This is a genomic window from Microvirga yunnanensis (assembly GCF_025460875.1).
The window spans coordinates 27,483-39,451 of sequence record NZ_JAMXFI010000003.1 but is presented as its reverse complement, the minus strand read 5'-3'; the positions used below and the strand labels follow the sequence as shown (position 1 = coordinate 39,451).

Genomic DNA, 11,969 nt, shown 5'->3' with positions numbered 1-11,969 from the left:
CGGCCGCTGCAAAATGGGTTCATTTCAGGTAGGTGCGGACCACCTCGATGAGCTCGGCGGCACCCTTGGCCCGTTCCGGGTCCGGCTCATGCGCCGGATCAACGACGTGACTGCGGATATGATCCTCCATCAGCTCGACGGTCAGGCCGTTCACAGCCCCGCGGACGGATGCGACCAGCATCAGCACGTCGGCACAGCCGAGTTCGGCCTCCAGCGCCCGCTCGATGGCTTCCACTTGACCCTTGATCCGGCGAACCCGGGCCAGAAGCTTGGTCTTCTCTTTGATCGTGTGGGACATGCGGCCTCCTCGCTGATGTCTTGCATCATATAGGGGGCTACCCTATTTGATGTCCACCCCATCGTTTGCCGCAGGCGAGGAGAAAGCGTGAAGAAGGACAATCCCTGCATCTCCGAGTGCGAGTTCGACGGGTGCACCGGCTGGTGTCTCGGCTGCGGGCGGACGATCCCGGAGATCCGGGAATGGCGGAAGTTGACGCCATACCGGCGCACGGCACTGCTGCGAGAGCTGCCCCGGCGCGTGAAGCAGGTCCGGACCGACAACGAGGCATCCACAGATCGGGTTGCCCGGCAGGTACGCCGCACGTTCCGGGTTCTGTCCGGGAGCGGACAGCCCAACTGATGGAGCATCTTCTCGAGTATCTCGGCTTGGCCGGGACCGCGTTCCTGTCCGCGACGGTGTTCCCGTTCCAGTCGGAGGTGGTCTTGGCCGGCATGCTGCTGGCCGAGCACTACCATGTCTGGCTGCTGGTTCTAGCCGCCAGCGTCGGCAACATCCTGGGTTCCTGCGTGAACTGGTATCTGGGGCGCTTCATCACCCGGTTCCAAGGCCAGCGCTGGTTCCCGCTCACGCAGAAGCAGGTCACCAAGGCGGAGGGATGGTATCGCCGCTACGGGCGCTGGTCTCTGCTGCTGTCGTGGATGCCTGTCATCGGGGATCCGCTCACCATTGTGGCGGGCGTCCTGCGCGAGCCCTTCCCGGTGTTCCTTGCCTTTATCGTGGTGGCCAAGACCGCCCGCTATCTTGGGGTCGCGGGATTCACCCTGGGTTGGATGTAGGTGCGAAATTCCGAGCCCCGGTGTCTGGCCCCTCAGAAAGGACTGCCCTTCGAACGAAGATACGCGATCAGATCGGCGCGTTCGTCCTGCGCCTCGACGCCGGGGAAAGCCATGCTGGTCTTTGGAACCAGCTTGTAGGGAGCAGCCAGATAGCGGCCCAAGAGGGACTCGGTCCAGCGCTCCTCCTGTTGGGCGAAGGCACGCAGGGCCAGGGAATAGGAGAACCCCTCCTGCGACGCGATCCTGCGGCCGACAACCCCGTGCAGGTTTGGCCCCTGCAGGGTTGTTTCATCGGGCTGCACGGAGTGGCACGAGTAGCAGTATTGGAACACCTTCTCGCCCCTCACCGGGTCGCCACCATCTGCGTGTGCGCTGACGACGGTGACGCCCAGCAGAAGGGCTGCCGCAGGAACAAGTCGCAAGATCACTGTGACCGCCGGGCTGTGCGGATCACCATCAGCCGGTCTGCCCCCGACTCCGGGAGCCAGACCTCGCCGGGGCGCCCGAGGATTTGGCGCACGTTGGCGTCGGCCTCTGACATCGGATAGCTCGTGAACTGTTCGGTGGCCGGATCAAAGGACACGATAGCGTCGGCGCCCCAGTCGGACACCCAGACCATGTCACTCTCATCGACATAGACGGCGTAGGCTTGTGGCTTGTCACCCGGCAGCTTCCACTCCCGCCAGGCGTTCGCCTTTGGATCGTACAGCCCAATCTGACCGGCATTCCACTCCGATACCCAGATGCGCCCCTTCGAGTCGACCAGACGCGGCGGGCACCTTGGCCTTTCGTTGGCGGTTCGATCACGGTCGCCTCGCCAGTCGCCTTGTCTATGCGGGCAATGTGGTTGCCGGCGAGCGAGGCATAATAGACGTCGCCCTCCGGCGTGGCGGTGATGCCATAGGGACCGCGACCGCGTGGTGCCTTCCAGACGTTCAGCTCGCCGCTTCTCGGATCAAGTCGGCCGTAGAACCCGTTCTGCCCTGTGAACCAGTGAAGTCCGTCCTTGTCGAACACGGCGGTGTTCAGGTTGGTGTAGCCGGTCTCGTCGGGAAGCTTCCAGACCTTCACCTTCTCGGTCTGAGGATCGACCCGCACGATGGCATTCTGTCCGCCGTCGGTGAGCCAGGCCGCGCCGTCGGGTCCTTGGATCACGCCATGCGGAGCCGATTTCGGCCCAAGCTTGATCTCGCGGCTTTGGCCTGTGCTCGGATCGAAGATGCCGAGGGCGCCATTGCGCTGGGCCGAGTACCAGACCTTGCCGTCTGGGGCGGGCGCCGCGTCGTGCGCGTAGGCGCCTTCGGGCAGCGGGAAGACCTGTTGCGACTGCTGGGCGGATTCCGAGGCGCTGAATGCGAGAAGGGCCAAGAGGGTGAAGGCGGTGCGGCAACCCGGCAACATGACGGGATTCTCCTGATTTCCGAACATTGCTCCGGATTTATGTCACCATTGCGCTGGCGCCGGGTTCGATGGAGCAGCCCAATGTCTGACGCGCGGCAGGAGCACTGGAACAGCATTTTCACAACCAAGGCCGGGAACGCGGTGAGCTGGTTCCAGGCGATTCCGGAAACCTCCCTGCGCCTGATCCGGACCTGCGGCCTTCCCAAGGACGCGAGCATCCTCGACGCCGGGGCAGGGGCCTCGCACCTGCCGGACGCCCTTCTCGCCGAAGGGTTCAGCAACATCACCGTGCTCGACATTTCGGCCGCCGCCCTGGCGAAGACGAGGGCTCGCCTTGGTGACAAGGGGCAGACAGTCCGCTTCATCGTGGCCGACCTCGCCGCCTGGAAGCCCGATCTCACCGTCGACCTTTGGCACGACCGGGCGGTCTTGCACTTCCTGACGGAAAAGCGGGACCGGGCCGCCTATGCCGACGCCCTCCGGCGAGCGGTCAGACCGGGCGGCTTCGTCGTGATCTCGGGCTTCGCCCCAAGCGGGCCCGAGCGATGCAGCGGATTGCCTGTCCTTCGGGCTGACCAAAATGCCATTGCCACCCTTCTTGGCCCCGACTTCGATCGCCTCGACGCGTTTGAGGAGGACCATCAGACGCCCTCGGGCGGACGCCAGCGCTTCGTGTTCACCAGATTCCGGCGGCGTGGCAGCCAAAGTCTGTGACGTCGGAAAGCGCTTCGTTACATGCTCGTGAGGATGTGGAGCGCCTGACCGACGATGCCGAGGAGATCAGGATTGCCGCCGAGTGAAGAGAGGGGGACGCCATGATGCACGACCTGATGAGCGGAGGGAGGATGTGGAACATGGGCCTGTTCGGGCTCCTGGCCCTCGTCGTCGTGGTCCTCGTGATCGCGGTGCTCGTCAAATAGGTTTTCTTCCGATGAGGCGTATCATGTTCACCAATCCTATTCCGAAACACAGGAGAGCGCCATGCGCACCGCGTTTGCATGCACCCGGCGGGCCTTCATCGCCGGGCTGGCCGGAGCCGCCGTTGCCGGCCCGCTCCGGGCCGCCGAGGGCTTGCCGAAGGTGACGGTCACCAAGGATCCGAGCTGCGGTTGCTGTTCCGGATGGGTGGACCACCTGAAGCAGGCCGGATTCCCGGTCGCCGTGATCGAGACCCCCGAGATCAACCGTGTGAAGACGCGCCTGGGCGTCCCCAAGGCGCTCGCGTCCTGCCACACCGCCGAGGTCGGCGGCTACGTGATCGAGGGGCACGTGCCGGCCGCATCGATCAAGCGCCTGCTGACCGAGAAGCCGCAGGCAGTCGGGCTGGCCGTTCCGGGGATGCCGGTCGGATCGCCCGGCATGGAGGTCGAGGGCATGGAGCCCGACACCTACGAGGTGGTCCTGTTCGGGCCGTCGGGCCAGCGAACCTTCGCGCGGTACCGGGGCGGCCAGCAGGCCTAAGGGGTTCCGGGGCCATCACAGGGCATGATGCGGAGGCGTAAGATGGGTTTCTACAACGACGTCGTGCTGCCCCGCCTTATTGATCGTTCAATGAGGAACAAAGAGCTTGCCAAATATCGCCGACGGATTGCCGGGGCGGCTCACGGCCGAGTACTGGAGGTCGGGATCGGCTCGGGCCTGAATCTGCCGTTCTACGGTTCCACCGTGACCGAGATTATCGGCTTGGAGCCGTCACAATCTCTCATCGAGATGGCATCGCAGCGGGCGAAGGCGGGCAACAGGCCAATTTCCTTTTTGACGGCATCCGCTGAGGCGATCCCACTCGACACAGGCAGCGTGGATGCGGTCGTGACCACCTGGACCATGTGCTCGATCCCGGACGCCAAGGCCGCCCTGGCCGAGATGCGGCGGGTCCTCAGGCCTGGCGGGGATCTCCTGTTCGTCGAGCATGGCCGGGCGCCGGATCCCTGGGTCATCCGCTTCCAGGATTGGCTCACACCCGCGTGGAGGCCGCTTACTGGGGGCTGCCATCTCAACCGCCCAATAGCGGATCTCATCACGGGGGCCGGGTTCAGGATGGACGATCTGCGGACGGGCTACGCACCCGGGCCGAAGCCTTTCACCTTCCTCTACGAAGGGTGCGCGAAAAGCGCCTGAGCGGATGCTGCCGGGAGGGCTGCGCAAGACGAGGTCAAAGACCCGATCGGTTGAGGGCGAAGCCGGACCCCCGATGTCACCAACACGCTCCATTGAGCGCCTGACGCCAAAGAGGACCCCACGATGATGACCACACTGTCACGCACAGCCGCCTTGGCCATGATGATTGCCGCCGGCATGACGACAGCGGCCACCGCGCAGACCACCGCAGCCGATACACACCATTCTGGGGTGATGGCCATTCACAAACGGATCTTCGATAGGGTCGGTGCCGACAAGGACGGCAAAGCGACGCCCGAGGAAATCCAGACATTCCTGCGAGAGTAGCCCATGTTGATATTCTATTGCCTATGAGGTCGTGAGGCCAGTGGAAATCGGACAACCGTGATCAGTGTTCAGATTTCACCTTCTGGAACCTGACCTTGTCACGCCTTCGCCAACCGATAGGCGCTGCCCAGAAGATCAACGAGGTCCAGCAATCGTGCTACGTAAGGATCGCGGGCGGTAAAACCAGCTTCCGCCCGCTCAGCCTGCCATTGACGCCCCAAGGCATCGATCAGTCGGAACAGCCGACGATGATGCAGGCCAAGCTGCCGCTGGATCGGGTCGGCCACAATGCCGGCGAAGGCTGATGCGATGGAGCTGACCGCCAGGAGACCGCCCGTGACCCCGCCGATCAGCACCGGCGATACGGCCGCCGGGAAAAAGCCATACCACACACTGCCCAGGCCTGCCCCCAGAGGAAAAGACGCGATCGCCGCCTGCTGCGCCAGCGTGGTGGCGAGGACTGGCCCGAGCGTCATCACGCCAGGCGTGGCCTGCTTTACGGCAACGGCTCCAGCTCCAACTGTCATCAGTGCCGTCGTGATCTCGGCGGCCGCGGCCCGTGTTTCGGCATAGATCGCCATGGAATCCTCGAGCCGCTGCCGGAAGGCGGGATCGTCCCCGCGCCGTCCGATCGCCAGGAGCGCTTCTCTCAGCGTTTCCTGAACCTCTGGGGCGGACAAGATGATTCCAGCCAAGGCATCCTTGCGGGACTCTTGCTCACCCTGTCGGAACGGGAGCTCCAGGAGCTCAGTCATGATGAGCCACTCGATCTCCTGGCCGACAGCCGTGTCGAACAACAGTTTTCTCGAACCGAGATAGTCTGCGGCTCGCCTGGCGCCGACGGCTTGAGCGCCAGCCGCCGCAAGCCGGGTGGCCAACTGCGGCACCGCAAGCGTGATGTTGACGGGCGCTTTCAGCATGTCCCATCCCACCGCTTTGCGGTGGATCGCGGCCGAGCCGGCAAGTGAGAAGTGACGGTCGACGAACGCATCGACACGGGATCGGCGGCTATCGAAGTAGCGGCGCCCAGCATCGGCAACGATGCGGCCTGCCTGTTCGGGTGTCAGCCGGCCGTTCTCCTCAGGTTGCACGGTAAGGTCGTCTACCATCGAGCACGCTGCTTTTAGGGAAGGGTGAAGCCTGCCTGCATCAACGGTGTGGCGAGCATCAGGGTTCTCGACCGTCAGAGGGGAGGCTTCCAAACGCTATCGGTGAATGATGACCGTGTAGTCGGCGTCGATCACACCGCTTTGCGAGCGCTGCTGGGCCTGATGTACGCGACGGCGTAAGTAGACATATGACGCGATGCCGCCGATCACCATCAGCGGGAGCACGACAAAGAAGCCAACGAGGACAAGAGCCAGCAGAACAGCGCCAGCGGCTGCCAGAACGGCCAATCTGATGACGATGGCCAGCAGACGGTCTGCGGGTTTAGGGCCGGTGGTTGTCCGAAAAGCAATGTAGTCCATGGTGGATCCCCAGTTGCGGTCGCGCTCGTGGGCGCAAAGGCAAGAGAAGAAGTCCGACATCGCGAGCGGCGACCCGCTCGCCAGAGGGGCCCGGACCCTAAGGCTAGGCTGACGTGGGGATTGAGCCAGCGCGATACAAGATCGGGGGCAAGGACCCGGTGTAATCCCACTCTGCCCCGCCTCGGAATGGCTATCGGCTTCCACGCTCTGGACCGTTTCCCTGAGCAGGATGATGGCTCTCTCGATAGTAGTGAGTTCCATCGCCGATGAGGACCTTGGCCAGACTGTCGATCTCCTGCACCACACCATCGATCTGGCGGTATTCCGGACCTCCGATCTGGATGTCCGCTAACGCCCGCGTGAGGAGGTGACGGGTCGGCCGCAGGGACTCCAGCAGCCTGTCGGCGACCTCACGGGTCATGACCCGCCGGGACCGCCTCGAATAACCGTGTCGCATGGGATTGAAGCCTCAAAGTTCTCTATGTTGGTTCTCGGCCTGGGGCGGCGATGACAGAGATGGGCGAACCCGCGCTCGAAGGCATCATGATTGGATTGTTCCACAATGACCCGAGCCGGAGCGGTGCGGCGTCGCATGGATCCTTCCGCGGACATGCCCGAACGACAGAGCCGCAGCCAATCGTTCAATCCGTTGCTCCTGAATGCGCTGCTCGACGAGCAGGACTTTGATCTCGGCTCTCGGATCGCCTCCGCAAGCCTCAATCACGGCCGTGACGTCAGCTTCGACCGGATAACCGGCGCATGCCGCCAGAACCTGTTCGGTCATCGTGCTCTCCTGTGTGAGCTGTGACGCTACCGATTCGAGATCCTGCCCGCCACAGAATTGTTGACTGTTTGTTCCGACCCTGTGGAATGTGTGGACACCTCTATGAGGGACGCAGTCAGTTGTTGTCCCAGTCGGCGATTACACGCGCTCGTTGGATGGAGCCTCGTGGCCCGATCGCTATGTGTGGCAACGAATGGCGAAACGCGGTACCGTTGGTTCAAAGATGCGGAAACGTTCTGGTAGATTGCAATCCGGCGGAGGAGCATATTTGCCAACAGGCTGTTGGCAAATATCCGCGGAACAAGATGCTCCCGAAGCGTCCATCGTTGGCAGAACAGACCTACGCCAAGGAGGGTGGCCCCGAGGCTATGATCGATCCCCAAAGCCCGAATGGCGCCGCCAGGAAAGCGGACCTTCAAATCCGAAGGGATCTGCTCGATATGCTCGGTGCACCGAAGGGTGCAGCGACCGTCGCCCGCCGCCCCACACCAGAGGGCGATCTTCTTGTGGTTCGCCTGACAGCACCTGGTGTTCTGCCGGCCGACCAGAGGCCTGCGAGGTTCCGCGGATTTCCCGTCACCTACGAGGTTGTGAAGCCGGTGAAGATTGGGCGGCTTTAAAGAGACGCAGACTTGTCGGTTCTCACGGAGGCGGAGCCCTTTTGTTGGACAAGCTGTTATAGAGTGAGACCCGACATGAGGAGGGTTGGTCATGGCCACCCTCGTTGTCGCGATCCGGCGGGAGGCACGGTCGGACACCATGACGGCCGAGGAGTGGGTCTGCCAGGTGTCTGGCGTCGTTGTGAAAGCGGCAGGCAATCCAAGCTGCATTGTCATCGAGGCCTCGCCCTAAGCGGCGTCCGAGCTCGAGCGTCGCTTCGGCGACAAGCTCATCGTCGAGGCAGAGAGCCGTCACAAGCGACTGCTGTAACCTGATGGGCGCCCGCAGGCGGAGTGTGCATTGAATTGCACGCATGGGTGCATTGACAACATAGAATTCCAGAATCAACCGCTCTGTCGTCACTATCTTTCGCATCGGCGCGTTCTGGACGAGGGACGCAACGGTTCTCTGGAAAGAGGGTTTGCCCCTCTCAACTTAGGGCCGCTGGGAACAGCGGTCTTTTTCTTGACCGGGCACCACGTCAGGGCGTGAGTGGAATGGCGAACATCGGACCAGATCAGGTGGAAGCGGAAGCGCGGGCGCTGCTGAAGGAAGCCATTGAGCGCTCGGGCTGGTATCCCATCCTCTCCGGTGCGGAGCGAGACAAGCGCATCGAGCAGGATGTCGAACGCTACTGGCATCTGATGGCGCAGGAAGCGGCACGGCGCCTCCTCGACCGCTTTGAGGCGTGCTCTCGCGTTGCTTATCACACAGTGGGTTCGGCGCAGGGCATCGGTTCTGGAGCAGGTCGCGGGTCTTAGGGCAGGGGGATTAACTCCTGGTCATCGTTTAGCGGCGGATGAAAGCGCCCGTCAAAAGGCCGACGCGTGACCGACATTGCCATCGAGGAGGCAGGAGACTGGCCCACAAGCCAGGGCATGTGGTCTGGGTCGGCCTGCACAAACTTGCCATGGAGGATGCCCTGAAGGCGCATCAGCGGCCCAAGGTGGAGCAATAGGGCGAGGCGCTGTTCGTCCTTGCCCGCACCGCTCAGATGGTGGAGGGCGCGGATCGCCTTTGGCGAAACCCACCTGCTTCTCGGGCGCGGCTATGTGGTCTCCCTATGGGGTAAACGCGTAGCTTCCCAATGTGCGATCTCGGTGACGGTTCCGACTGCCAGGCTTACGAGGAGGAGGCTACTCCTGCAGTGGGTACATCGGATTGCTCAATCTGGTGCCTTGTTGAGCGAGGATTGCGGTGACGACAGACCTGGCCTGCTCACTATCCTTGGAACAGCCAGGGTAAGCCAACGTTGACGCCCGGCGCCGGCATGGTGCGCCGCACAACGAGGATCCATGAAGTTCGCCCCCGATGACTACCTCGCCTTCTTCCCGCTCCACCATGAGGTCGAGGATCATCTTCCGCTTCGCCTCCGGTCCCAGCGCAATTCTGTTGCAAGCAAACCTGCTGCAAAGAAGAGGCGCTTGTCCTTGGCCCTCCAAGGCGGCGGGTCCTTCGGGGCTTTCACCTGGGGCGTGCTCGATCGCCTGCTGGAGGACGAGAGCATCACGTTTGATGCGGTCAGCGGCGCCAGCGCCGGTGCCGTGAACGCGGTTCTGCTTGCATCCGGCTTGGCTCAGGGCGGTCCCGAGGCAGCAAAGGAAATCCTTGAACGCTTCTGGCGGCGGGCCAGCGAGGCGGCGCCCAGAGGTCATGCTCATGCCGGCCTCGCCATGGAGGTCGCAGTCCGCCACCTCTCGCCCTACCAGTTCAATCCGTTCAACCTGCACCCCCTGAAGACGCTCCTGGCAGAGGAGGTCGACTTCGAGGCGCTACGGCAGCATTCGAAACTCAAGTTGCTGGTCGCCACGACGCGGGTGCGTGATGGGCGTTTACGGATCTTCCGCGAAAAGGCCCTGACGCTCGACGTGATCCTAGCTTCGACCTGCCTGCCCGTCCTGCATCATGCGGTGACCATCGACGGTGAGGCGTACTGGGACGGCGGATACTCGGCCAATCCACCCTTGCTCCCGCTCGTTTCCGCATCACGGGCCACGGATGCATTGGTCGTGCAGATCATGCCTTCTGTTGGAGCTGAGATGCCAACCTCCGCGTCGGAGATCCGAAAGCGCATCGAGCAGATCACATTCGCCAGCTCCCTAGCGCGAGACATGGACGCGCTGGCTGCGATGAAGAAGCTTGCCGGTCCCCATGAGCAGGGCTCCCGCCTCGCCCGCAAGCTGCAGAAACTGCGGCTCCACCACCTCACGGCGGAGGTGGAGTATCCGGCCTTGAGCGAGGCCAGTGCACTCAACCTGGATTGGGACTTCCTGCTGGCCCTACGAGATGCCGGTCGTAAGGCAGCGGATCGTTTGGATCGCGGGGTTTGAAAAGGCCTCGGTTAATCCTTGCCGAAGTGCTCCGAGCTGGAAGCGAACAGGCGCAATGGGCTGCCGGGGGCTATCCTGGGGCCCGATACTGTTGTAGCGCGAGGATTGTTTCCAACCCGGAAGGGCGGCTCTTAGCACGGTCCAGAAGTTACGCTTTGGTCTGCTCAGTGAGTGACAAGCGGACGTTCTTCACGGAAGCTACATCAATCGGGTGTCAGCCATCGGCCAGCCACATCCTCCATGGATCATCAGCTATCGCAGGCTCGATCATCTAGAGCAGTTTGGAGTTGCACGGAATCGAGGTGTCTGATTCCCTAGTGCGTGGGGGCGTGAGCAGCGAGGCTCACCATGACCGCACCACTTTCTCAGGACCTTCGCCGACGCATTGCCCGGGCTGTTGAGAAGGGCAGCTCGATCCGCCAAGCCGCTGTGCGTTACGAGATCAGCCCGTCGGCAGCCGTGAAGCTGATGCAGCGGGTGCGCAAGACCGGCTCTCTTGCTCCTGACCGGGTTGGTGGGCATCGTCGCCCGGTGCTTGAGCCACATGAGGATCTGCTGCGCAGTCTGGTCGCCGCCAAGTCTGGCATCACGCTCTCCGAGATCCAGGCTGAGTTGAAAGCCCGCGGGATCGTGGTGGCGGCTCTCTCCACCATCCTGCTGACCCTGCGCCGTCTCGGCCTGCGGCACAAAAAAAGTCGCTCCGGGCGGCCGAGCAGGACCGGCCGGATGTAGCGCGCGAGCGTCAGCGCTGGCGTGTGTGGCAGCGCTACATGGACAGCACCCGCTTTGTGTTCCTGGATGAGACAGGCACCACCACCACGATGACGCGCCGCTATGGCTGGGGTCCTAAGGGCGAGCGCGTGGTCGATGCCACGCCGTGGGGGCACTGGAAGGTCACCACATTTGTAGCGGGCTTGCGCGCCAGCGGTCTCATCGCCCCGATGGTGCTCGACGGCCCGATGACCGGTGAGGTGTTCCGCGCCTATGTCGAGCAGGTGCTGATCCCGGAACTCTCGCCCGGTGATGTGGTGGTGCTCGACAACCTGGCGGCCCACAAGGTCGCGGGCATCCGGGAGATGATCCAGGCGGCAGGAGCGAGTCTGCTGTACCTGCCGCCGTACTCGCCGGACCTGAACCCGATCGAGCAGGTGTTTGCGAAACTTAAGGCACTGCTGCGCAAGGCCGCGGCGCGGACGAAAGAAGCTCTCTGGGCCACCATTGGCGCGCTGCTCGATGAGTTCTCGCCCGAGGAGTGCCAGAACTATCTCACCAACAGCGGCTATGAACCCGTGTAAGTCGAAAATGCTCTAGAGGATCCGAGATGCCTGACCTCCATGTCCTGACACCCGATCAGAAACCGATAGATCAGGACAACAACATCGTCTTGACGGAAGTGGTGCGGCCCGGGCATGGGATAGAGTACACGGTGACGGTGTTGATCGATGGGACTGCCATCGCCGTGAGTGGACCATTCCTCACCTTGGATGAAGCTGTCGATCAGGCCAACGAGCAAGCCAGGCATTATGCGCTCGACCCAGTTTACTTTAGAAGAGAGCAGGCCTGAGGAGTTGAGGGGAGGGGCTCTGTTCCCTCCAGCCAAGCATGGGTGGCAGCCTCGCGGGCGGTCTGCTCGTCCTCGAACCCTCGATCGGTGGGCTTCTCAAATCCGCAGACGTGGCACTGAACAGCGGCGGCGAAGCACCCGTCATTCGTGGCGAAGCTCAGGACAGATGCTGCATCGCAGGAACACTGTGGACAGAAGCTCTGGCCCATTTAGCTCTTCCTTTTCCCAGCGATTGCTGC

The 11,969-nt window shown here is 62.9% G+C and carries 19 protein-coding genes and 1 pseudogene; 13 read left to right on the top strand and 7 right to left on the bottom strand.

The window, feature by feature from the left end:
- Positions 1 to 19: 19 nt before the first annotated feature.
- Positions 20 to 298 (bottom strand): metal/formaldehyde-sensitive transcriptional repressor, encoded by a 279-nt coding sequence (locus NF876_RS02385; RefSeq protein ID WP_210808912.1) that lies wholly within the window; start codon positions 296 to 298, stop codon positions 20 to 22.
- 87 nt (positions 299 to 385) lie between these two features.
- Here NF876_RS02385 and NF876_RS02380 point away from each other — a divergent pair, with 87 nt between their 5' ends.
- Complete coding sequence (locus NF876_RS02380) at positions 386 to 640, top strand: DUF1289 domain-containing protein (RefSeq protein ID WP_210808914.1); 255 nt, start codon at positions 386 to 388, stop codon at positions 638 to 640.
- Entirely contained in the window at positions 640 to 1,077 is a 438-nt protein-coding gene (locus NF876_RS02375) for a YqaA family protein (protein WP_210808916.1), read from the top strand. The genes NF876_RS02380 and NF876_RS02375 overlap by 1 nt, the downstream gene beginning before the upstream one ends.
- Positions 1,078 to 1,109: 32 nt before the next feature.
- On the opposite strand, the gene NF876_RS02370 is transcribed toward NF876_RS02375, so the two are convergent.
- On the bottom strand, positions 1,110 to 1,505 hold the full coding sequence (locus tag NF876_RS02370) for a c-type cytochrome (RefSeq protein ID WP_210808918.1): 396 nt from the start codon (positions 1,503 to 1,505) through the stop codon (positions 1,110 to 1,112).
- Positions 1,506 to 1,533: 28 nt separating this feature from the next.
- Positions 1,534 to 2,478 (bottom strand): Vgb family protein, encoded by a 945-nt coding sequence (locus tag NF876_RS02365; protein ID WP_210808920.1) that lies wholly within the window; start codon positions 2,476 to 2,478, stop codon positions 1,534 to 1,536.
- 81 nt (positions 2,479 to 2,559) lie between these two features.
- Between NF876_RS02365 and NF876_RS02360 the strand changes: the two genes are divergently transcribed.
- The 4 genes from NF876_RS02360 (at position 2,560) to NF876_RS43360 (ending at position 4,923) form a co-directional block, all read left to right on the top strand.
- The gene (locus NF876_RS02360) at positions 2,560 to 3,192 is read left to right on the top strand and encodes a class I SAM-dependent methyltransferase (RefSeq protein WP_210808922.1); all 633 of its coding nucleotides are present in this window, start codon (positions 2,560 to 2,562) and stop codon (positions 3,190 to 3,192) included.
- A gap of 267 nt (positions 3,193 to 3,459) precedes the next feature.
- Positions 3,460 to 3,939, top strand: a complete 480-nt coding sequence (locus NF876_RS02355; RefSeq protein WP_210808924.1) for a DUF411 domain-containing protein — start codon at positions 3,460 to 3,462, stop codon at positions 3,937 to 3,939.
- Positions 3,940 to 3,981: 42 nt separating this feature from the next.
- Positions 3,982 to 4,596: a class I SAM-dependent methyltransferase gene (locus tag NF876_RS02350; RefSeq protein WP_210808926.1), complete on the top strand. Its 615-nt coding sequence runs from the start codon at positions 3,982 to 3,984 to the stop codon at positions 4,594 to 4,596.
- A gap of 123 nt (positions 4,597 to 4,719) precedes the next feature.
- Positions 4,720 to 4,923: a hypothetical protein gene (locus tag NF876_RS43360; protein ID WP_371823183.1), complete on the top strand. Its 204-nt coding sequence runs from the start codon at positions 4,720 to 4,722 to the stop codon at positions 4,921 to 4,923.
- Between the two features lie 98 nt (positions 4,924 to 5,021).
- On the opposite strand, the gene NF876_RS02340 is transcribed toward NF876_RS43360, so the two are convergent.
- From NF876_RS02340 to NF876_RS02325, 4 genes are all read right to left on the bottom strand, one after another.
- Positions 5,022 to 6,032 (bottom strand): DUF6635 family protein, encoded by a 1,011-nt coding sequence (locus NF876_RS02340; RefSeq protein WP_262265638.1) that lies wholly within the window; start codon positions 6,030 to 6,032, stop codon positions 5,022 to 5,024.
- 96 nt (positions 6,033 to 6,128) lie between these two features.
- Positions 6,129 to 6,392, bottom strand: a complete 264-nt coding sequence (locus tag NF876_RS02335; protein WP_210808931.1) for a hypothetical protein — start codon at positions 6,390 to 6,392, stop codon at positions 6,129 to 6,131.
- Between the two features lie 190 nt (positions 6,393 to 6,582).
- The gene (locus tag NF876_RS02330) at positions 6,583 to 6,813 is read right to left on the bottom strand and encodes a hypothetical protein (protein ID WP_210808935.1); all 231 of its coding nucleotides are present in this window, start codon (positions 6,811 to 6,813) and stop codon (positions 6,583 to 6,585) included.
- Positions 6,814 to 6,933: 120 nt separating this feature from the next.
- A complete protein-coding gene (locus NF876_RS02325) occupies positions 6,934 to 7,176 on the bottom strand; it encodes a hypothetical protein (RefSeq protein ID WP_262267368.1) in 243 nt (80 codons plus the stop codon).
- A gap of 326 nt (positions 7,177 to 7,502) precedes the next feature.
- Here NF876_RS02325 and NF876_RS02320 point away from each other — a divergent pair, with 326 nt between their 5' ends.
- From NF876_RS02320 to NF876_RS02290, 7 genes and pseudogenes are all read left to right on the top strand, one after another.
- On the top strand, positions 7,503 to 7,796 hold the full coding sequence (locus tag NF876_RS02320; protein ID WP_262267367.1) for a hypothetical protein: 294 nt from the start codon (positions 7,503 to 7,505) through the stop codon (positions 7,794 to 7,796).
- Between the two features lie 91 nt (positions 7,797 to 7,887).
- On the top strand, positions 7,888 to 8,028 hold the full coding sequence (locus NF876_RS02315; protein ID WP_210808941.1) for a hypothetical protein: 141 nt from the start codon (positions 7,888 to 7,890) through the stop codon (positions 8,026 to 8,028).
- A 305-nt stretch (positions 8,029 to 8,333) separates the two neighbouring features.
- Positions 8,334 to 8,597 carry a hypothetical protein gene (locus NF876_RS02310; RefSeq protein WP_210808944.1) on the top strand — a complete coding sequence of 88 codons (264 nt, stop codon included), beginning with the start codon at positions 8,334 to 8,336 and terminating at the stop codon, positions 8,595 to 8,597.
- A gap of 57 nt (positions 8,598 to 8,654) precedes the next feature.
- A pseudogene (locus NF876_RS02305) lies at positions 8,655 to 8,900 on the top strand (magnesium transporter); the annotation flags it as partial.
- 231 nt (positions 8,901 to 9,131) lie between these two features.
- Positions 9,132 to 10,166: a patatin-like phospholipase family protein gene (locus NF876_RS02300; RefSeq protein WP_210808946.1), complete on the top strand. Its 1,035-nt coding sequence runs from the start codon at positions 9,132 to 9,134 to the stop codon at positions 10,164 to 10,166.
- 348 nt (positions 10,167 to 10,514) lie between these two features.
- A protein-coding gene (locus NF876_RS02295) for an IS630 family transposase (RefSeq protein ID WP_210808949.1) occupies positions 10,515 to 11,461 on the top strand; the annotation gives its coding sequence in 2 pieces (ribosomal slippage) (positions 10,515 to 10,847 and positions 10,850 to 11,461; 945 coding nt in all).
- 26 nt (positions 11,462 to 11,487) lie between these two features.
- Complete coding sequence (locus NF876_RS02290; RefSeq protein ID WP_210808950.1) at positions 11,488 to 11,730, top strand: hypothetical protein; 243 nt, start codon at positions 11,488 to 11,490, stop codon at positions 11,728 to 11,730.
- Positions 11,731 to 11,969 lie beyond the last annotated feature (239 nt).